The 18,745-nt window shown below is 65.7% G+C and carries 26 protein-coding genes; 1 reads left to right on the top strand and 25 read right to left on the bottom strand.

Annotated elements, in window-relative coordinates; all coding sequences use genetic code 11:
• Positions 1–88 precede the first annotated feature (88 nt).
• Positions 89–1,597, bottom strand: a complete 1,509-nt coding sequence (locus ABC419_RS07200; protein WP_412877909.1) for a beta-helix domain-containing protein — start codon at positions 1,595–1,597, stop codon at positions 89–91.
• A 300-nt stretch (positions 1,598–1,897) separates the two neighbouring features.
• Between ABC419_RS07200 and ABC419_RS07195 the strand changes: the two genes are divergently transcribed.
• Entirely contained in the window at positions 1,898–3,313 is a 1,416-nt protein-coding gene (locus tag ABC419_RS07195) for an amino acid permease (RefSeq protein ID WP_200216287.1), read from the top strand.
• 74 nt (positions 3,314–3,387) lie between these two features.
• Here ABC419_RS07195 and ABC419_RS07190 read toward each other — a convergent pair whose 3' ends face one another.
• The 24 genes from ABC419_RS07190 to rplV form a co-directional block, all read right to left on the bottom strand.
• Positions 3,388–6,171 carry a M14 family metallopeptidase gene (locus ABC419_RS07190; RefSeq protein WP_412877910.1) on the bottom strand — a complete coding sequence of 928 codons (2,784 nt, stop codon included), beginning with the start codon at positions 6,169–6,171 and terminating at the stop codon, positions 3,388–3,390.
• A 164-nt stretch (positions 6,172–6,335) separates the two neighbouring features.
• Positions 6,336–6,725: a DUF4180 domain-containing protein gene (locus ABC419_RS07185; protein WP_412877911.1), complete on the bottom strand. Its 390-nt coding sequence runs from the start codon at positions 6,723–6,725 to the stop codon at positions 6,336–6,338.
• Between the two features lie 94 nt (positions 6,726–6,819).
• Positions 6,820–7,239, bottom strand: coding sequence for a 50S ribosomal protein L17 (gene rplQ / locus ABC419_RS07180; protein ID WP_087139521.1), 420 nt, complete (start codon positions 7,237–7,239; stop codon positions 6,820–6,822).
• 114 nt (positions 7,240–7,353) lie between these two features.
• On the bottom strand, positions 7,354–8,373 hold the full coding sequence (locus ABC419_RS07175) for a DNA-directed RNA polymerase subunit alpha (protein ID WP_003164391.1): 1,020 nt from the start codon (positions 8,371–8,373) through the stop codon (positions 7,354–7,356).
• Between the two features lie 88 nt (positions 8,374–8,461).
• Positions 8,462–8,851: a 30S ribosomal protein S11 gene (gene rpsK / locus ABC419_RS07170; RefSeq protein WP_003164390.1), complete on the bottom strand. Its 390-nt coding sequence runs from the start codon at positions 8,849–8,851 to the stop codon at positions 8,462–8,464.
• 16 nt (positions 8,852–8,867) lie between these two features.
• Complete coding sequence (gene rpsM, locus ABC419_RS07165) at positions 8,868–9,236, bottom strand: 30S ribosomal protein S13 (protein WP_025978145.1); 369 nt, start codon at positions 9,234–9,236, stop codon at positions 8,868–8,870.
• A 142-nt stretch (positions 9,237–9,378) separates the two neighbouring features.
• Positions 9,379–10,068 (bottom strand): energy transducer TonB, encoded by a 690-nt coding sequence (locus ABC419_RS07160; RefSeq protein ID WP_412877912.1) that lies wholly within the window; start codon positions 10,066–10,068, stop codon positions 9,379–9,381.
• An 84-nt stretch (positions 10,069–10,152) separates the two neighbouring features.
• Entirely contained in the window at positions 10,153–10,716 is a 564-nt protein-coding gene (locus ABC419_RS07155) for an adenylate kinase (RefSeq protein WP_087139523.1), read from the bottom strand.
• A 26-nt stretch (positions 10,717–10,742) separates the two neighbouring features.
• The gene (secY, locus tag ABC419_RS07150) at positions 10,743–12,119 is read right to left on the bottom strand and encodes a preprotein translocase subunit SecY (RefSeq protein WP_200165629.1); all 1,377 of its coding nucleotides are present in this window, start codon (positions 12,117–12,119) and stop codon (positions 10,743–10,745) included.
• A 147-nt stretch (positions 12,120–12,266) separates the two neighbouring features.
• Positions 12,267–12,860 (bottom strand): 50S ribosomal protein L15, encoded by a 594-nt coding sequence (rplO, locus tag ABC419_RS07145; RefSeq protein ID WP_076224065.1) that lies wholly within the window; start codon positions 12,858–12,860, stop codon positions 12,267–12,269.
• A gap of 163 nt (positions 12,861–13,023) precedes the next feature.
• Positions 13,024–13,218: a 50S ribosomal protein L30 gene (gene rpmD / locus ABC419_RS07140; protein ID WP_003164384.1), complete on the bottom strand. Its 195-nt coding sequence runs from the start codon at positions 13,216–13,218 to the stop codon at positions 13,024–13,026.
• Positions 13,219–13,221: 3 nt separating this feature from the next.
• Entirely contained in the window at positions 13,222–13,821 is a 600-nt protein-coding gene (gene rpsE, locus ABC419_RS07135; protein ID WP_003164383.1) for a 30S ribosomal protein S5, read from the bottom strand.
• Positions 13,822–13,834: 13 nt separating this feature from the next.
• Positions 13,835–14,191, bottom strand: a complete 357-nt coding sequence (gene rplR / locus ABC419_RS07130) for a 50S ribosomal protein L18 (RefSeq protein WP_003164382.1) — start codon at positions 14,189–14,191, stop codon at positions 13,835–13,837.
• Between the two features lie 3 nt (positions 14,192–14,194).
• On the bottom strand, positions 14,195–14,728 hold the full coding sequence (rplF, locus tag ABC419_RS07125) for a 50S ribosomal protein L6 (protein WP_087139525.1): 534 nt from the start codon (positions 14,726–14,728) through the stop codon (positions 14,195–14,197).
• Position 14,729: 1 nt separating this feature from the next.
• Positions 14,730–15,128 carry a 30S ribosomal protein S8 gene (gene rpsH / locus ABC419_RS07120; RefSeq protein WP_087139526.1) on the bottom strand — a complete coding sequence of 133 codons (399 nt, stop codon included), beginning with the start codon at positions 15,126–15,128 and terminating at the stop codon, positions 14,730–14,732.
• A gap of 15 nt (positions 15,129–15,143) precedes the next feature.
• Positions 15,144–15,449 carry a 30S ribosomal protein S14 gene (rpsN, locus tag ABC419_RS07115; protein ID WP_003164381.1) on the bottom strand — a complete coding sequence of 102 codons (306 nt, stop codon included), beginning with the start codon at positions 15,447–15,449 and terminating at the stop codon, positions 15,144–15,146.
• A gap of 19 nt (positions 15,450–15,468) precedes the next feature.
• Positions 15,469–16,026 carry a 50S ribosomal protein L5 gene (gene rplE / locus ABC419_RS07110; RefSeq protein ID WP_087139527.1) on the bottom strand — a complete coding sequence of 186 codons (558 nt, stop codon included), beginning with the start codon at positions 16,024–16,026 and terminating at the stop codon, positions 15,469–15,471.
• Positions 16,026–16,334 carry a 50S ribosomal protein L24 gene (gene rplX / locus ABC419_RS07105; RefSeq protein WP_125899651.1) on the bottom strand — a complete coding sequence of 103 codons (309 nt, stop codon included), beginning with the start codon at positions 16,332–16,334 and terminating at the stop codon, positions 16,026–16,028. The genes rplE and rplX overlap by 1 nt, the downstream gene beginning before the upstream one ends.
• A gap of 2 nt (positions 16,335–16,336) precedes the next feature.
• Entirely contained in the window at positions 16,337–16,705 is a 369-nt protein-coding gene (rplN, locus tag ABC419_RS07100; RefSeq protein WP_003164378.1) for a 50S ribosomal protein L14, read from the bottom strand.
• An 18-nt stretch (positions 16,706–16,723) separates the two neighbouring features.
• Positions 16,724–16,966 (bottom strand): 30S ribosomal protein S17, encoded by a 243-nt coding sequence (gene rpsQ, locus ABC419_RS07095; protein WP_087139529.1) that lies wholly within the window; start codon positions 16,964–16,966, stop codon positions 16,724–16,726.
• Between the two features lie 10 nt (positions 16,967–16,976).
• A complete protein-coding gene (gene rpmC / locus ABC419_RS07090; protein ID WP_003164376.1) occupies positions 16,977–17,174 on the bottom strand; it encodes a 50S ribosomal protein L29 in 198 nt (65 codons plus the stop codon).
• The gene (rplP, locus tag ABC419_RS07085) at positions 17,174–17,611 is read right to left on the bottom strand and encodes a 50S ribosomal protein L16 (RefSeq protein ID WP_003164375.1); all 438 of its coding nucleotides are present in this window, start codon (positions 17,609–17,611) and stop codon (positions 17,174–17,176) included. Before rplP ends, rpmC begins: the two co-directional genes overlap by 1 nt.
• A 6-nt stretch (positions 17,612–17,617) precedes the next feature.
• Positions 17,618–18,364 carry a 30S ribosomal protein S3 gene (gene rpsC, locus ABC419_RS07080; RefSeq protein ID WP_003164374.1) on the bottom strand — a complete coding sequence of 249 codons (747 nt, stop codon included), beginning with the start codon at positions 18,362–18,364 and terminating at the stop codon, positions 17,618–17,620.
• Entirely contained in the window at positions 18,364–18,744 is a 381-nt protein-coding gene (gene rplV, locus ABC419_RS07075) for a 50S ribosomal protein L22 (RefSeq protein ID WP_003164373.1), read from the bottom strand. Before rplV ends, rpsC begins: the two co-directional genes overlap by 1 nt.
• Position 18,745: the final 1 nt, after the last annotated feature.

Below are 18,745 nucleotides of genomic sequence, written 5' to 3'. Positions count from 1 at the left end.
TTCGGCTGCCTTGCGTAGGTCGAGAGAGGCTGGACGCTCAAAGGGTCGGCGGCGGCCCTTTCGGACCGCCGCCTCGCCAGAGGGTTCATCAGCACTTCGCGTTGGCGGTCAGGCCGCAGGTCCAGCCCTGCCACCAGGTGTCCGAAGCGTTCTTCACGGCGCCGATGTAGTCGGTGTCGGTGAAGGCGGCGTGGACGCTCGAGGCCTTGACCGGGGTCACGGCGGTTTCATTGGCGCCGTTGATGAAGGTCAGAACCTGGTTGGAGATGGTCACGCCCGCGGTCGGGGCGGTCAGGGTCGAGGTTCCCTTGGCCGTGTTGTTCGTCCCGGCCGTGAAGATCGGCTCCGAACGAGCGGCGCCGCTGGCGCGGTAGGAGATGCCGCAGGACATGAAGACCGAGTTGAACACCGGGTTGACGCTGGCCGTGTCGGCGTCGGCGATGTCCAGGCAACCGGCCAACGAACCGGCGGCGCTGGTGAAGACCGAGTTGACCACGGTCGCCTTCGTGCCCGTGTCGAAGTGGGCGACGGTGTGGGCGTCGGTCGGCGAGTTGCGGCCCACCATCGTCCAGTTGGCGATCTTGGGCTGCGAGTTGTAGCGCTGGGCCAGCGGGGTCGAGGCCGGAGCCGCCGAGAACTCGAAACCGGCCGAGCGGCTGGTCGCGTTCGGGGCGCGCTGGGTCACGATGCCGAACTGGGCGCCGCCGCGCCAGCCGGTGTCGGTGTCGAAGGCGTCGTCGTCGGCGCCGTTGATGACGATGCGCTTCAGGTTGACGTTGCCGCCGAAGATTTCGATGCCGTCGTCCGACGAGTTGTAGGACTGGACGTATTCGATGGTCGTGCCCGCGCCGACGCCGGCCAGGGTCAGGGCCTGCAGCTCGTTGCCGGTCGAGATTTCAAAGCCCGAGTAGCGGATCTGGACGTAACGCAGACGGCCCGAGTTGTCGTTGACGTTGCCGCCGCCGTAGAAGGCGTTGGTGCCTTCCACCTGGCCGGTGCAGGTGACAGGCGCGGTCAGCTGGCAGTTGGCCTGGGGCGCGCGGCCGGCGATGACGATGCCGCCCCACTGACCGTGCGAGTTCTCGGTCGTCGCGCCTTCGACGTTCTGGCGGCTGGTGAAGACGATCGGCTGCGAGGCCGTGCCTTCGGCGTAGATCTGCGAGCCGCGGTTGACCAGCAGGTAGTCGCCGCCGCCCGAGGCGAAGATGGTCACGCCCGCTTCCACCGTCAGGATGCCCTGCGTGCCGGTGTTGGCCGAGGCGTCGACGCCGCCGTCCGTGCCGACGGCCGTGCGGCCCGAGATGGAGTAGATGGTGCCGGCGCGCAGCGGCACGGTCAGCGCGCCGTTGATCTGTTGCGGCAGCTGGCAGTTGCGCAGCGTGCCGTTGGCCATGGTGCCGACGTTGGCGAAGCCGGTCGGGCAGTCAGCCGCGGCCTGGCCGTTGCCGCCATTGCCGTTCCCATTGCCGTTGCCGTTCCCGTTGCCATTGCCGAAGTCGCCTTCGCCGGGCGAGGCCACCTCGGCCGATCCGCCGCAGGCCGCCAGGGCGAGCGTGCTGGCCGCCACCACGAGCAGGGTCTTGAAGCTGCTGTTCATCGTCGTTCCACCGGTTGGTCAAAAAGCTGCGGCGGGAGGCGGTCATACCGACCGGAATGACGTCGAACCCCTCCTGCCCGGCGGCGAGGGATAGCGAAAAGCAGGACCGAAGCTTGCGCGAGCCGGTGACGGATCGACCTCCGTTTCATGCCGTTTCGACTGAGAAACCGTGACGAAAATTCCGCCATCGGATCAGAAACCGAACCCGCGCTCAGGGCGACGGGCCCACGCCCCTTGTATTGCCCGGCCATCCGCAGCAAACCCGCTGGCTTCATGATCTCCTCAAGACAGGAGCCACCGATGGGCGGCCCAGACGCGCAACCGCGCCCAAACGCCGAGTCCGGCGCTCAAAGCCTGGCCCGCAGCCTCAGCTGGCCGCATCTGGTGGCCATGGGCGTGGGCGCTATCGTCGGCACCGGCATCCTGACGCTGATCGGCATCGGCGCGGATAAGGCGGGGCCGGCGGTTCTGCTGTCCTTCCTGATCGCTGGCTTTGTCTGCGCCTGCGCCGCCCTGTGCTACGCCGAGATGGCGACCACGGTGACGGCGTCCGGCAGCGCCTATACCTATTCCCGCGTCGTGCTGGGCCAGGCGGTCGCCTGGATCATCGGCTGGAGCCTGATCCTGGAATACAGCCTGGTGGTCAGCGCCGTGGCCGTCAGCTGGTCAGGCTACGCGGCTCCCTTGCTGCATGATTGGCTGGGCCTGCCCATGGCCCTCATGCAGGGACCGCACGCCGGCGGCGTGGCCAATGTCCCAGCCCTGTTCATCATCATGGCCGTGGGCGCCCTGCTGCTGGCCGGAGCCAAGAAGAGCGCGACGCTGAACCTGATCCTGGTGGCGGTGAAGCTGTCGGCCCTGGCCCTGTTCGTCTGGTTCGCCCTGCCCCACTTCAACGCCGCCAACCTGGAGCCCTTCAGCCCCTTCGGTTTCGCCCGTCAGATGGGCGATGACGGCGTCGAGCGCGGCGTCATGGCGGCGGCGGCCATCATCTTCTCGGCCTTCTATGGCTTCGACGCCATCGCCACCGCGGCCGAAGAGACCCGCAACCCCAAGCGCGACCTGGCCATCGGCATCATCGGCTCGATGCTGGCCTGCGCTGCCATCTACACCGTCATCGCCACGGCCGCCCTGGGCGCCACGCCCTTCACCCGCTTCGCCAACAGCCCCGAGCCGCTGGCCCTGATCCTGCGCGAGATCAACCAGCCGGGCGCGGCCCACTTCCTGGCGGTGACGGCGGTGCTGACCCTGCCGACGGTGATCCTGGCCTTCTTCTACGGCCAGAGCCGCATCTTCTTCGTCATGGCGCGTGACGGCCTGCTGCCGCGCGGCCTGGCCCGCGTGTCCAAGGGCGGGGCGCCGGTGCGCATCACCGTCTTCACCGGCGTCGTGGTCGGCGCCATCGCCCTGTTCGTGCCGCTGGACGAGATCGTGGCCCTGGCTAACGCGGGCACCCTGGTGGCGTTCAGCGCCGTGGCCCTGTGCATGCTGATCCTGCGCCGTCGCGCGCCTGACATGCCGCGCGGGTTCCGCACGCCCCTGGGCTGGGTCGTGGGCCCCGTGGCCATCGCCGGCTGCCTGTACCTGCTGGCCAGCCTGCCGCAGAAGACGCAGCTGTGGTTCGTGTTCTGGAACCTGGTCGGCTTGGGCGTCTACTTCATCTACAGCCGCGGCCGCGCCGCAAAGGCGCCCCAGGACGGTTCGACCGAAGGCTGATCCGCCCATCTCTGAAAAAGAAGGCCGCCCGGTGGACGCCGGGCGGCCTTTTCACTTCCGCCTCTGGGGGAGACTTAACGGTCGGCGCCCGTCACGGCGGGACCGTAGAACAGGGCGTTGAACAGCAGCCGTGACGAAGCCCGCGCCTGGGCGCGGTTCACCACGTCCGGCCCCAGGACGATCACCCGGCCCTCGCCGTGCTTGATGTCCAGCACCGCCTCTGCGCCCGATAGACGCTCCGACCCGATAGCCCAGCCGCTGTTCACCGCCACCTGCTGCGGATAGCGCACCATCGACGCCCCCTCGCCCGCAGGGCGGAAGCCCGCGTTGCGATTGAAGAAGACGTTCATCTCGCGCGGCGCTCCGAAGGCCAGAGGGCGGCTGTTGTCCACCTCGGTCTTCAGCACCGCGCCCGGAATGAAGAAGTCGGTCGGTGCCAGCGGCCTGCCGTCGGCTTGGGTCAGCACGTCCTGCACCGGCGCGCCGATGGCCTTGGCCAGGCGATGCGACGAACCGATGGTGACCAGACTGCCGCCGTCGCGCACGAAGGCATCGATCTGCGGCGCCGTCTTCTCGGCCGTGACGGCCCCCAACCAACCGCGATACTGGGCCGGGATCGTCTCAGGGTCCGGTTGTTCGCGCTGGGCCGCCGCCGACAGGTCCGCAGGAATCATGTCCGACGCGAAGACCAGAACATCAAAGTCCTTGTTCAGATCGCCGGCGTCTAGGCGCTGCGGATAGATCACCTCGAACGGGTACTCGAACTGCTCCAGCATCCAGCGGGTCCAGCCCGAGGCCATCGAGCCGCCGTAGCGATCGACCAGGCCGATCCGCACGGGCTTCAGCGCGATACGTTCACCGCCCGGCGCGCGGGCGACCGCGTGGGCGTTCAGGCCCAGGTCGCGCACCGCCGCCTCGACGATCGGCCGCGCCTTTTCATCGGCGGGAATCCAAAGCGCGCCTGGGGCCAGGCTCGCACGGCCCGCCCGCGTCTCGCCTTCCTGCCAGAAGACGGGCACGCCCGCCGCCAGCAAGCGGTTGGTCAGGATGAAACCGTTGATCGGCGCATGATCGATCAGCCAGCCCGCCCGACCCGTTCCCTCGATCCTGCCCGGCGGCGGCGCCATGACATCGGCGACGCGCTCAGTCGGGGCCTCGAAACCGTCCAGGATGCGGTCGAACTGAACGCCCATCTGCATGGCCAGAGTGTAGCCGGTGGCGTCATAGGGCAGCTTGGGCGGCCCGCCCGGATATTGCAGGTCGTGCGGGTGATCCTGCGGCTCGAACATGTCCAGTACATGCGGGCGATAGGCCTGGGCCGTCTTCACCACATAGGAACCGGCCGGATAGGTCTTAGCCCCGACGGTGAAGGCGCGCGTCGCCCGCTCCACGTCCACGCCGGTCTTGATCAGGCTGTTCAGGAAGGCGACGGCGGTGGGCAGGTCAGCCTGGTCCGCGGGAATGACATAGCCGCGCGGATCGCGACGGGCCGGGTCGCGCAGGATCTGCTCATACAGCGCAGGATCAACGCCGCGACGCCCCTGCTGCGCGTTCTCTCCGGCCGCAGTCTGCAGGGCTTCAATCGTTGAGGGCGTGACGCGCCAGGTGTCGGTATTGCCCTTGTCGATGGCGTTCTGGCCCATGCGCCAGATGTTGAACAGCACCCGGTCCTTGTTGCGCGAGGCGTAGTTCAGCACGGCGCGGTTGATCGACTGTGAATAGTCGATCGACTGGGCGAAACGCCAGGTCTGAGGCGCGACCGGCATGGGCAGGTCGTTGCGCGGCAGCTGATTGTCCGGGATCAGGCTGATCCGGCTGGGCGTCGGGTGGCCGGTGATCTCGGTCAGCAGGCCGACGGCGTTGTGGAAATAGGTGACGGAGCGCTCCATCCCGTTGTTCCACGTCGAATAGTTGGCCCCGCTGCGCATGGTCGAGCCGGGCTTGCCCTCTTCGATCAAACGGCTGTGCATGGCGGCCCCGACCTCGGACAGGGTGCTCATGACCAGCGGGTCGTAGTTGTAGTTGAAGGGGTCGCGGAACGGCGGCATGAAGACCACGGTCCCCGCCGGCGCCGTCTGGTGGTGGTTGTAGATGATCTGCGGGAACCACTCGCGGAAGAACTGCCGGTTGACGTTGGTCGTCTCGGCCATGGCCGACAGGTAGTAGTCGCGGTTGTTATCGTGGCCGACGTACTTCTGGTACAGCACCGGGATGCTGTCGTACTCGCGCTTCAGCGGATCATCGTTGCGCATGTACCAGGTGGAGACCAGCTCCCACCCGTCCGGGTTCAGCGGCGCGAACAGGATGACCACATCGTCCAGGATGCGCTTGGCCTCGGCGTCCTCGGCCGTCAGCCATTCATACAGGGCGGCGATCAGGGCCTGGGGCGGCACCGTCTCGGTGGAGTGCAGGCCGCCGTCGATCCAGACCACGGCCTTGCCCTCGGCGGCCAGGGCGCGGGCTTCCTCCTCGCTGACGCCCTCGGCCTTGGCCAGGCGGCGCGCGATCTCCTGATAGCGGTCGATGTTCGCCAGGTTCTGCGGCGAGGAGACGACCGAGAGGTACTGCGTCCGCCCTTCGGACGAGCGGCCGATCTCAACCAGCTTCATCCGGTCCGACTGCCCGGCCAGGGTGTGCAGATAGCGTTCGAACTGAGTGTAGGTGATCAGGCGATAGTCCGCCCCGACCTCATGGCCGAACGCCTCCAGCGGCGTGGTCAGAGCGCGGGCGGGCGTCGCCGTCGCAGCATGGGGCGAGACCGCCGCCTCCAGCGCCAGCACGCTGGTCGTTGTCATGGCCAGCGACGAGAAGGCCAGCAAAGCCAGACCTGCGGCCAGCATGGCGGGGGGACGAGACATGGGATCTCCTGATGCGTTCACTCTCAGCCTTCTGCGAGGCTTGGCGACAGCTTGGCGTCTTCCCGCGCCCGACGCAATTTGCACGACTTCGGAAAACACCGCCCCCGGGCGCAAATTCTCTTCGGATGGACCGCATGAAACCGAAGCCTCGACGTTGAACGACGCTAGGGCGCGTCCCTCCCCGCCTCCAGAGCCGTCTTCAAACTGCCGAGGTCCGGCAGGAACCAGACCGCACGGCCTCGATTGCTCTCACGCACATAGCCAGCCAGCGCATCCGATGCGGCTATCTCGACCGAGATATCGCCGATGATCGCCAAACCAACATGGTAGTTGACGAACTTTTGGGTCGTCTCGCCCGCAAGGCGGGTGCGCAGACGAAGAAAATCCTGCCCCAGACGACTGACCGGCAGGGCCAGCCAGTCCGCGTTCGCTTCAAAGGCCATCGACAGAAAGCCGTTGATGTCGCCTGTCGTCGCCAACAACGAAGCATCCGCGGAGCAGATCGAGACGCGGCGGCCATTCCATGTCTCGATGGAAGGCATGGCGAAGGTCATTGAAACATCCTGCCCGTCACAGAATTCCAGACAAAGAAAAGGACGACCGGATTGCTCCGGTCGTCCTTTCGGCATCGTAGCGATGAAGCCGAAATCAGGCCTCGTCGTCGCCTTCGATGGCGAAGACCGGACCGGAGTCCAGGCCCTTGGCGGCCACGTCGCGATCGACGAACTCGATCACGGCCATCGCGGCGTTGTCGCCGTGACGGAAGCCCGCCTTCATGATGCGGATATAGCCGCCGTTACGCTCGGCGTAACGAGGGGCCAGCGTGTCGAACAGCTTGCCGACTTGCGGCACGTCGCGAACGGCGCTGATGGCCTGACGACGAGCGTGCAGGTCGCCCTTCTTGGCGAGGGTGACCAGCTTCTCGACGAAGGGACGCAGTTCCTTCGCCTTCGGCAGGGTGGTCGTGATCTGCTCGTGCTTGATCAGCGAGGCGGCCATGTTGGCGAACATGGCCTGGCGGTGGCTGACCGTACGGCCGAGCTTACGATAGGCGGCGCCGTGGCGCATCGGGGTCTCTCCTACTCAACCCTGGTTTCCCGTCCCTACTTGGCGGACGAGACCTGGGGCCTCTCATTCTAACCGCCCCAACCGATCCAACGGACCTGGGCGGAGGGTTGATGATCAGATCTGGTCGTCGAACTTCTTGGCCAGATCTTCGATGTTTTCCGGCGGCCAGTTCGGCACGTCCATGCCGAGGCTCAGGCCCATGGACGCCAGAACTTCCTTGATTTCGTTCAGCGACTTGCGGCCGAAGTTCGGGGTGCGAAGCATTTCGCCCTCGGTCTTCTGGATCAGGTCGCCGATGTAGACGATGTTGTCGTTCTTCAGGCAGTTGGCCGAACGGACCGACAGCTCCAGCTCGTCCACCTTCTTCAGCAGCGACGGGTTGAAGGGCAGCTCGGGCTTGCCGTCCGACTGCTCGACAGCCTTGGTCGGCTCATCGAAGGTGATGAAGATCTGCAGCTGGTCTTGCAGGATGCGCGCAGCGTAAGCCACAGCGTCAACCGGCGAGACGGCGCCGTTGGTTTCAACTTCCAGGATCAGCTTGTCGTAGTCCAGCGACTGGCCCTGACGGGTCGGCTCGACGCGATAGGCGACGCGCTTCACCGGCGAATACAGGGCGTCGACGGCGATCAGGCCGATCGGGGCGTCTTCCGGGCGGTTCAGTTCGGCGGCGACGTAGCCCTTGCCGTTCTGCACCGTCAGCTCCATGCGGACCGATGCGCCGTCATCCAGGGTGCAGATCACGTGATCCGGGTTCAGCACCTCGATGTCGGCCGGCAGGTCGATCTGAGCCGCCGTCACCGGGCCGGGGCCCGTGGCGCGCAGCGTCATCCGCTTCGGACCTTCCGCGTGCATGCGCAGGGCCAGTTGCTTGATGTTCAGAACGATATCGACCACGTCCTCGCGAACGCCTTCCAGCGACGAGAACTCGTGCACAACGCCGTCGATCTGAATGGCCGTGACCGCCGCGCCTTGAAGCGAAGACAGCAGAACGCGACGAAGCGCGTTGCCGAGCGTCACACCGAAACCGCGCTCGAGAGGCTCGGCGATCAGACGCGCCTTGTGCTGCGGGTCAGACCCGCCCTCGACTTGCGGTTTCTCGGGACGGATCAGCTCTTGCCAGTTTCTTTCGATCATAAAGTCCCTCGAACGGGTTTCGACGGCTCCGTGTTCTCACGTTCAGAACAACAGGAGCCGCCGGGAGAAGGGTTAGGCGGCGTGAACCTTAGACGCGACGGCGCTTCGGCGGACGGCAGCCGTTGTGCGGCATCGGCGTCACGTCACGAATGGTCGTGATCGTCATGCCGACGGCCTGCAGGGCGCGCAGGGCCGACTCACGGCCCGAACCCGGACCCGAGACGTTCACTTCCAGCGTCTTGACGCCGTGCTCGGCGGCCTTCTTGCCAGCGTCTTCCGCAGCCATCTGAGCGGCGTACGGCGTCGACTTGCGCGAGCCCTTGAAGCCCATGTGGCCGGCCGACGACCAGGAAATCGCGTTCCCTTGAGCGTCGGTGATGGTCACCATGGTGTTGTTGAACGAAGCGTTCACGTGGGCCACGCCCGAGGTGATGTTCTTGCGTTCGCGGCGCTTAACGCGACCCGGTTCCTTAGCCATCGGTCAGGCCTCTCTCTTACTTCTTCTTGCCGGCGATCGGCTTGGCCGGACCCTTGCGGGTGCGAGCGTTGGTGTGGGTGCGCTGGCCGCGGACCGGCAGGCCCTTACGGTGACGCAGGCCGCGGTAGCAGGCCAGGTCCATCAGGCGCTTGATGTTCATCGACGTCTCGCGGCGCAGGTCGCCTTCGACGGTGAAGTCGCGGTCGATGGTCTCGCGGATCTGCAGGATCTCCGCGTCGGTCAGCTGGTTCACGCGGCGAGCCGGCTCGATGCCGATCTTGGCCGTGATCTCCTTGGCGTTGTGCGCGCCAATGCCGTGAATGTACTGAAGCGCGATTTCAACGCGCTTGTTCGTCGGAATGTTGACGCCTGCGATACGGGCCACGAAATTCTCCAAGTACGCGTTAATTCAGACGCAGAAACCGCTCCGGTCAACAGACCTGGAACGTGTACGCCCTTCGCGGAAGGCCGCCCTTATACAGGGGATTCCCAATGCGTCAACGGGCAAGCGCCGTGAGCAGGCTGGCTCAGGGCCATTCGACCCCCACCCGGACCTCTCGACCATCAAGCGGCGCTCCGTTCTGCGTTGCAGGACGAAAGCGGAAATAACGCGAGGCCGCAAGGGCCGCCTGACCGAATCCCATCCCCGGCGGCGATTCGTCGACCAGGCGGCAATCGCTCAGAGTGGTGTCGAGGCGCACCCGGCAGGCCAGGGTCGCCTGACCGCCTCTCCGCTGGCGGAAGGCCTCGCGCGGATGCAGCGTGCGCAGTTCCCCCACAGTGGGGCCGCGAATGATGCGTGGCGGGCCGTCGCCCACGCCAGGGCCGACGCCCGATCCGCTGCCGCCCCCGCTGCCGGTTCCCTGCCCGCCCTGCCCCTGACCAGGCGTCGGGCCAGGCTCAGGCGCGACTCCAATCACCAGCGGTTGCTCCAGGGCAGGACGCGGCGGCGGCGTGACTTCCGACTTGGGCGGCTCAGGACGGGGACGCGCGGGGCGCACGACGGAGGGCGCGGCCGGGGCGCCGCCGCCCTGGGACGCCGCAGGCTCTGGGGGAGGCGGCGGCGGTGCGACCGGCTCAGGTCGGACCAGATCGACAATGATGAGCGGCGGCGGCGGCACGAAGGTCGCCTCGGGCCGACCGACGCCCAAAAGCACAAAGGCGCCGAGGTGCAGAAGGGCCGCCAGCCCCGCCGCGCCCCAGCGCCATTGCTTCATTCGTTTCGGCCGCAACCGTCTCTCCCGCAAAGGCTTCAGAACGCTAACGCTTCAGAAGCGGAGGGGATCAGACCGCGTGTCGGCTCAGGCGTCCAGCGCCGCGTCGATGGCGGCGGCCACGGCGGCGATGTCGCCCATGCCGTCGACCTCGGTCAGCTTGCCCTGGTCTGCATAGTAGGGAAGCAGCGGCGCGGTCTGGCGGTTGTACACGGCCAGGCGGTCCTTGAAGGTCTCGGGGTTGTCGTCCGCCCGACCCTGCTCGGCGAACCGCTTGCCGATACGGTCGGTCAGGGCGGCGTCGTCCACCTTCAGGCGGATGACGCTGTCGATCTTGGCGCCGCACTTGGCCAGCATGAGGTCCAGGGCTTCAGCCTGGGCCACCGTGCGGGGGAAGCCGTCGAAGATGGCGCCGCCGGCGGCCTCGGCCTCCGGCAGGCGGGCTTCGATCAGGGCGATGACGATCTCGTCGGTGACGAGGTCGCCGCGCGCCAGCACGTCCTTGACCTTCAGCCCCAGCTCCGAGCCGGAAGCGATAGCCGCACGCAGCATGTCGCCGGTCGAGAGCTGGACCATGCCTCGCTCTTCGACCAGCCGCTTGGCCTGGGTGCCCTTGCCGGCCGCAGGCGGCCCGAACAGGATCAGGTTCATTTTATATTCCGGGCTCCCCTACCCGATCAGCGACGGACAGGAGCGGAACCGCCCCGGCCACGGCCGCGCAACTTGGCCTTTTTGATCAGCCCTTCGTACTGGTGCGCCAGCAGATGCGACTGGATCTGGGCGACAGTGTCCATCGTCACCGAGACCACGATCAAGATAGACGTTCCGCCAAAGTACAGGCTGTTGCCCAGGCTGCTGACCAGGAACTCCGGCAGCAGACAGACGGCGGTGATATAGGCGGCGCCGATCACCGTCAGGCGCGTCAGCACATAGTCCAGATACTCGGCCGTGCGCTTGCCCGGACGGATGCCCGGCAGGAAGCCGCCGTACTTGCGCAGGTTCTCGGCCGTGTCCTCGGGGTTGAAGGTGATCGAGGTGTAGAAGAAGCAGAAGAAGACGATCAGGACGGCGTACAGGATCATGAACACCGGTTGGCCGTGCGTCAGCTGGGCCGTCACCAGGGGCAGCCAGCTCATCCAGTCCGGCAGGTTCGCATTGGCCGTGAACTGGGCCACCGTCGTCGGCAGCATCAGCAGCGACGAGGCGAAGATGGCCGGGATCACGCCCGCGGTGTTGACCTTCAGCGGCAGGAACGACTTGTCGCCGCCGGTCATGCGGTTGCCTTCCTGGCGCTTCGGATACTGGATCAGAAGGCGGCGCTGGGCGCGTTCCATGAAGACGATGAAGACGATGACCGCCACCGCCATGATGGCGATGAACAGCAGGGTGAAGGCCGACATCTGACCCTGCTGGGCCAGGCCCAGCATCCGCGCCACCGTCGACGGCAGAACCGCCACGATGCCCGCGAAGATGATCAGGGAGATGCCGTTGCCGACGCCGCGCGCCGTCACCTGCTCGCCCAGCCACATCAGGAACATGGTGCCGCCGGTCAGGACGGTGACCGTCGAAATGATGAAGAACAGACCCGGCTGGTCGATCAGGCCCGGCTGGGCGTTCAAGCCCACCGCGATGCCGAAGGACTGGGCCAGGGCCAGGAATACCGTCAGATAGCGGGTGTACTGGTTCAGTTGCTTGCGGCCCGACTCGCCGCCTTCCTTCTTCAGCTTCTCCCACGGCGGATACACCGCGCCCATCAGTTGGACGATGATCGACGCCGAGATGTAGGGCATGACGTTCAGCGCGAACACGGCCATGCGCTCGACGGCGCCGCCCGAGAACATGTTGAACATGTCCAGGATGCCGCGTTGGCCATCCGGGTTCTGGAAGAAGGCCAGGAAGGCCTCGCCGTTGATCCCAGGGATCGGAACATAGGTGCCGATCCGGTAGACCAGCAGCGCGCCCAGCGTGAACAGCAGGCGCTTGTGCAGCTCGGTCGCTTTCGCGAACGAGCCCATGTTCATATTGGCAGCAAGTTGTTCAGCGGCCGAAGCCATCAGGCGGTCCCCACGACTATGCCCGTCGTCAGATAGGCGGAAAGCGGCGCTCTTGCGAGGGCCGCTTTCGGAAAATCGTCATCCCGGTCCGGACGATCCCGGCGGAGGCGCGAAAGCCGCGCTCCGACGGGATGACGATATCGGATTTTAGGCCTTGGCGGCGGTGCGCTTGGCGCGAGCCGAGATCTTGTTGGCGTCGCCCTTCGGAGCCTTGGGTTCCGGCGCCTTGCCGCGAGCGGCGTTGCGCTTTTCGAGGCGAGCCGCAGCCTTAGCTTCGGCTTCGATGCGCTGCTGGGTGACCGAGCCGCCGGCGGCTTCGATCGCCTTGACGGCGCCCGACGAGGCCGACCACACGACCAGGTTCAGCTTGGCCTTCAGTTCGCCTTCGCCCAGGACGCGCACGCCGTCCTTGACGCGACGGATCACGCCGGCGGCGACCAGGGCCGCGCCGTTGATCTCGGCCTTGGCGTCCAGCTTGCCGGCGTCGACGGCCTCTTGCAGGCGCCACAGGTTGACTTCAGCCAGCTTCGGCGCGTTCGGCACGTTGAAGCCGCGCTTCGGCATACGCATGTACAGCGGCATCTGGCCGCCTTCGAATCCGCCGATGGCGACGCCCGAACGCGACTTCTGACCCTTGACGCCGCGACCGGCGGTCTTGCCCTTGCCCGAGCCCGGGCCGCGGCCGACGCGCATACGCTTCTTGGCGGCGCCTTCGTTGTCACGGATTTCGTTCAGCTTCATTGCCTGATCCTTTCGGGTGCTAGCGCCAGGTCCGCCAGGCGGTCCTGACTCGGCGTTGGATAAATTGAAGGGCCGCTGATTAAGCGACCCGCGTCAGCATCGCAAGATGCTTCCTTCATAAAGCGAAACGCCCTCCCCCGCGAACGGGAGAGGGCGAACCGTCTTACTTCTCGACCACTTCCACCATGTGGGCGACCTTGGCGATCATCCCACGGACGGAGGGGGTGTCTTCCAGGGTCGACTCACGGCCGATCTGGTTGAGACCCAGGCCCACCAGGGTGGCGCGCTGATCCGACTTGCGGCGGATCGGGCTCGCCGTCTGACGGACGGTCACAGTCTTGTTTTCGGTCTTGGCCATCTATCAGCCCTCCACGGCTTCCGGCGCCGAGGCGCCGTCATTGCGGCGGCCCATCAGGTCGGACACCTTCTTGCCCCGCTTGGAGGCGATCTGGCGCGGCGACGACTGAACCTTCAGAGCTTCGAAGGTGGCGCGGATCATGTTGTAGGGGTTCGAAGAGCCGGTCGACTTGCCCACGACGTCCTGGACGCCGAGGGTTTCGAGGACCGCACGCATCGGACCGCCCGCGATGACGCCCGTGCCCGGAGGGGCAGCGCGCATCATGATCTTGCCGGCGCCCCAACGGCCCGAGCCGTCGTGGTGCAGGGTGCGGTTCTCGCGCAGCGGAACCTTGATCATGGTCTTCTTGGCTTCTTCGGTCGCCTTACGGATGGCTTCCGGCACTTCGCGCGCCTTGCCGTGACCGAAGCCGACGCGGCCTTTGCCGTCGCCGACGACCATCAGGGCCGCGAACGAGAACCGGCGGCCGCCTTTGACGGTGGCGGCGACGCGGTTGATGTGCACCAGCTTCTCGATGATGTCCGAATCCGGACCTTCAACGGGAGCGTTGCGGTTGTCGCGACGGTTGCGATCGCCGCCGCCGCGTTGGGGTTCACGAGCCATGCTTGCCGTTCCCTTAGAAGTTCAGACCGGCTTCGCGCGCGGCTTCCGCCAGCGCCTTGACCCGGCCGTGATAGATGTAGCCGCCACGGTCGAAGACGACGTCCGTGACGCCCTTCTCGATGGCGCGCTCGGCGATCAGCTTGCCAATCTTGGCGGCGGCTGCGACGTCCGAACCCTTGGAACCCTTGCCGCCTTCCAGCGACGAGGCGGAAGCCACCGTGATGCCCTGGGCATCGTCGATGATCTGAGCCGAGATGTTCTTGTCCGAACGGAAGACCGACAGACGCAGACGACCATTGGCCACCGCCTTGAGGCGACGACGGGTGCGCTCGGCGCGGCGCTTGGCTTGTTGTTGAAGAGAGAGAGCCATGACTTACTTCTTCTTGCCTTCCTTGCGCCGGACGAACTCGCCCTGGTAGCGCACGCCCTTGCCCTTATAGGGTTCCGGCGGACGCATCTTGCGGATGACGGCGGCGATTTCGCCCACAGCCTGCTTGTCGTTGCCCGAGATCTTGATCTCGGTCTGCTTCGGCACGGCGAAGGTGATGCCTTCCGGCGGAACGATGTCCACGTCGTGCGAGAAGCCGAGCTGCAGCGAGAGATCCTTGCCCTTCAGGGCGGCGCGGTAACCGACGCCGACCAGTTCCAGGGTCTTCTCGAAGCCGTCGGTCACACCGGTCACCATGTTGGCGACCAGGGTGCGCGACAGACCCCACATGGCGCGAGCGCGCTGGGTGTCCGAACGCGGGGTCAGCGACAGTTCGTCGCCTTCCTGCGTGACTTCGATCTCTTCGGCGACGGTCCAGGAGCGTTCGCCCTTCGGACCCTTCACGGTGACGGCCTGGCCGTTGAGCGTGACAGTCACGCCCTTCGGCACAGCGATGGTTTTCTTGCCGATACGAGACATATCAGTAGACCCTGCAGAGGACTTCGCCGCCGACGTTAGCGTCGCGGGCGGCGGCGTCGGACATGACGCCCTTCGAAGTCGAAAGGATCGAGATGCCGAGGCCGTTCTTGATCGGCTTCAGATCGCTGATGGCCGAATAGACGCGGCGGCCGGGCTTCGACACGCGGGCGATCTCGGCGATCACCGGCTGGCCGTCGAAGTACTTCAGCTCGATCTCGAACTGCGGAAACTCACCGGGGTTTTGAACCAGCGAGTAGCCGCGGATGTAGCCTTCGTCCTGCAGCACGTCGAGGACGCGCTGACGCAGACGGGAAGCCGGGGTGAGCACCGACGAACGCTTGCGGGTGGCCGCGTTCTTGATGCGAGCGATCATGTCGCTCAGGGGATCGTTGATCATCATATCTGTTCGCTCCCCTTACCAGCTCGACTTCGTCAGGCCGGGGATCTGACCCATGTTGCCCAGCTCACGCAGGGCGACACGGCTCATCTTGAGCTTGCGGTAGTAAGCCCGCGGGCGGCCCGTGACTTCGCAACGGTTGCGAATGCGGGTCGGCGCGGAGTTACGCGGCAGGGCGGCCAGCTTCAGGCGCGCGTCGAAGCGCTCCTCCAGCGGCAGGCTCTCGTCGTTGGCGGTCGCCTTCAGGGCTTCCCGCTTCGCGGCATACTTCGCAACCAGGGCCTTGACGGCTTCGTTGCGGTTTACGGCGCTTTTCTTAGCCATTGTTCTCTTCCCTTCCCGATCAGTTCACGAACGGGAACTTGAACTCGGTGAGGAGAGCCTTGGCTTCCTCATCGGTCTTGGCCGTGGTGCAGACAACGATGTCCATGCCCCACATCTGGTCGATCTGGTCGTAGTTGATCTCCGGGAACACGATGTGCTCCTTCAGACCCGTGGCGTAGTTGCCGCGACCGTCGAACGAAGTGCCCTTCAGGCCCCGGAAGTCCTTCACGCGCGGCAGGGCGATCGTGATGAAGCGGTCCAGGAACTCGTACATCTGGGCGCCGCGCAGCGTGACCTTGCCGCCAATGACCATGCCTTCGCGCAGCTTGAAGCCGGCGATGGAGTTACGAGCCTTGGTCGGCACAGCCTTCTGACCGGCGATGGCCGTCAGATCCTTGAGGGCCGCGTTGGCCTTCTTGGAGTCGGCGACAGCTTCACCGATACCCATGTTCAGGACGATCTTGTCCAGCTTGGGGATCTGCATCTCGTTGGAGTAGCCGAACTTTTCCTTCAGGACGCCGCGGATGCGGTCCTGATACTCGGCCTTGAGGCGCGGCGTGTACTTGGTGTCGGCCATCAGATGACGTCTCCCGTCGACTTGGCGAAGCGGACCTTCTTGTCCCCCTCGACCTTGAAGCCCACGCGGGTCGCCTTGCCGTTGGCGTCGGCGATCGCGACGTTCGACAGGTGAAGCGAGGCTTCCTTGTGCTTGATGCCGCCTTGCGGGTCAGCCTGGGTCGGGCGCGTGTGGCGCTGAACCATGTTGACGCCTTGCACGACGACGCGGTTTTCGGTCGGCAGAACCTGCATCACCTTGCCGGTGCGGCCCTTGTCCTTGCCGGTCAGGACGACGACGTTGTCGCCCTTCTTGATCTTGGCGGCCATGGTTACAGAACCTCCGGAGCCAGCGAGATGATCTTCATGTGGTTCTTGGCGCGCAGCTCGCGCGGAACCGGGCCGAAGATACGGGTGCCGACAGGCTCGTTCTGCTTGTTGACGATGACGGCGGCCGACTTGTCAAAACGAATGACCGAGCCGTCCTTGCGCTGGATGTCCTTGGCGGTGCGCACGACGATGGCGCGAACGACGTCGCCCTTCTTCACGCGGCCGCGCGGAATCGCTTCCTTCACCGAGGCGACGATGGTGTCGCCGATCGAGGCGTAGCGGCGCTTGGAGCCGCCCAACACCTTGATGCACATGACCCGGCGAGCGCCCGAGTTATCGGCGACCTCCAGGTTAGTTTGCATCTGGATCATGGGATCCGATCCTTCTTCTTACGAAGCCGAGGCCGGGGAAATGATTTCCCAGCGCTTCAGCTTGGACTTGGGGGCGCATTCGATGATGCGCGCGATATCGCCGACTTTGAGAGCGTTAGCTTCATCGTGGGCGTGGTAGTTCTTGGACTTGCGGACCGTCTTGCGGAGCAGCGGGTGCAGCAGGGTGCGCTCGACCTTCACGACGACGGTCTTGTCGCCCTTGTCGGAGACGACCACGCCTTCAAGAATGCGTTTGGGCATCGGTGTTTCCTTACGAGGCCGCACGCTTCTCGCGCAGAAGCGTCGAGATGCGAGCGATGTCCTTGCGCACTTCCGAGACCCGGTGGGTCTTTTCCATCTGGCCGGTGGCGGCCTGGAAGCGCAGGTTGAACTGTTCCTTCTTGAGCTTCAGCAGCTCGTCGGACAGTTGGTCGACGGTTTGCGACCGGAGATCGGCGATCTTGGTCATTAGGCGGCTTGCTCCGTAACGATGCCGGCGTCCAGGCGGGTGACCACCTTGGTGCGGATCGGCAGCTTGGCGGCGCCGAGGCGCAGCGCTTCACGAGCCACGTCGTCCGGCACGCCGTCGATTTCGAACATGATGCGGCCCGGGGCCACGCGAGCGGCCCAGTGGTCCACCGCGCCCTTGCCCTTACCCATCCGCACTTCAGCCGGCTTGCCGGAGACCGGCACGTCGGGGAAGATACGGATCCAGACGCGGCCCTGACGCTTCATCTGACGGGTGATCGCGCGGCGAGCCGCTTCGATCTGACGCGCCGTGATGCGCTCCGGCTCGACGGCCTTCAGGCCGTAGGAGCCGAAGTTCAGCGAGAAACCACCCTTGGACGAGCCGTGGATGCGGCCCTTGAAGGCCTTGCGGTACTTGGTCTTTTTCGGTTGCAACATGGCCTATCAGCCCTCACGACCACGGCGCGGACCGCGATCACCGCGGGGGCCGCGCTCACGGCCTTCGTTGGACGACGGACCCGAGGCTTCCTGGGCCCAACGCTTGTCCTGGGCCATCGGGTCGTGCTCGAGCACTTCACCCTTAAACACCCAGACCTTCACGCCGATGATGCCGTAGGTCGTCTTGGCTTCATAGAAGCCGTAGTCGATGTCGGCGCGCAGCGTGTGAAGCGGCACGCGACCTTCGCGGTACCATTCCATACGAGCGATTTCGGCGCCGCCCAGACGGCCCGACACGTTGATGCGGACGCCCTTGGCGCCCAGGCGCATGGCCGACTGCATCGAACGCTTCATGGCGCGGCGGAACGCGATACGGCGTTCCAGCTGCTGAGCGATGTTCTCGGCGATCAGCTGAGCGTCGGTCTCCGGCTTGCGGACCTCGACGATGTTCAGGTGAACTTCGCCTTCGGTGCGGGCCGAGATGTCCTTGCGGAGCTTCTCGATATCAGCGCCCTTCTTGCCGATCACGACGCCCGGACGGGCGGCGTAGATCGTCACGCGGCACTTCTTGTGGGGGCGCTCGATGATGATGCGCGACACGCCGGCGGCCGACAGGCGTTCCTTCAGCCACGTGCGCAGCTTCAGATCCTGGTGGAGCAGTTTGGCGTAGTCAGCGCCGCCGGCGAACCAGCGGCTGTCCCACGTGCGGTTCACGCCGAGGCGCAGACCGATCGGATTGATTTTCTGTCCCATCAGGCAGCCTCGCCGGCTTCACGGACCACGATCGTGATCTCGCTAAAGGGTTTCAGGATGCGCGAGGAGCGACCGCGAGCGCGGCTCGCGAAACGCTTCATCACCAGGTTCTTGCCCACGAAGGCCTCGGCGACAACCAGGTTGTCGATGTCGAGGTTGTGGTTGTTCTCGGCGTTCGAGATCGCCGAGTACAGAACCTTGCGGACATCGCCAGCGATGCGCTTGTGGCTGAATTCCAGCTCGTTCAGCGCCTTCTGGACCGGCAGACCGCGGATCGACGCGGCCACCAGGTTCAGCTTCTGCGGGCTGATGCGGACGTTGACCAGCTTGGCGCGGGCCTCGGTCGCTTCAACGCGACGGGGGTTCTTGGTCTGGGCCATG

Origin of the sequence: Brevundimonas phoenicis (assembly GCF_047237745.1) — a bacterium.
Classification (GTDB): Bacteria; Pseudomonadota; Alphaproteobacteria; order Caulobacterales; family Caulobacteraceae; genus Brevundimonas.
Note: the sequence above shows the minus strand (reverse complement) of the source record. Positions and strands in the feature narration are given on the sequence as shown.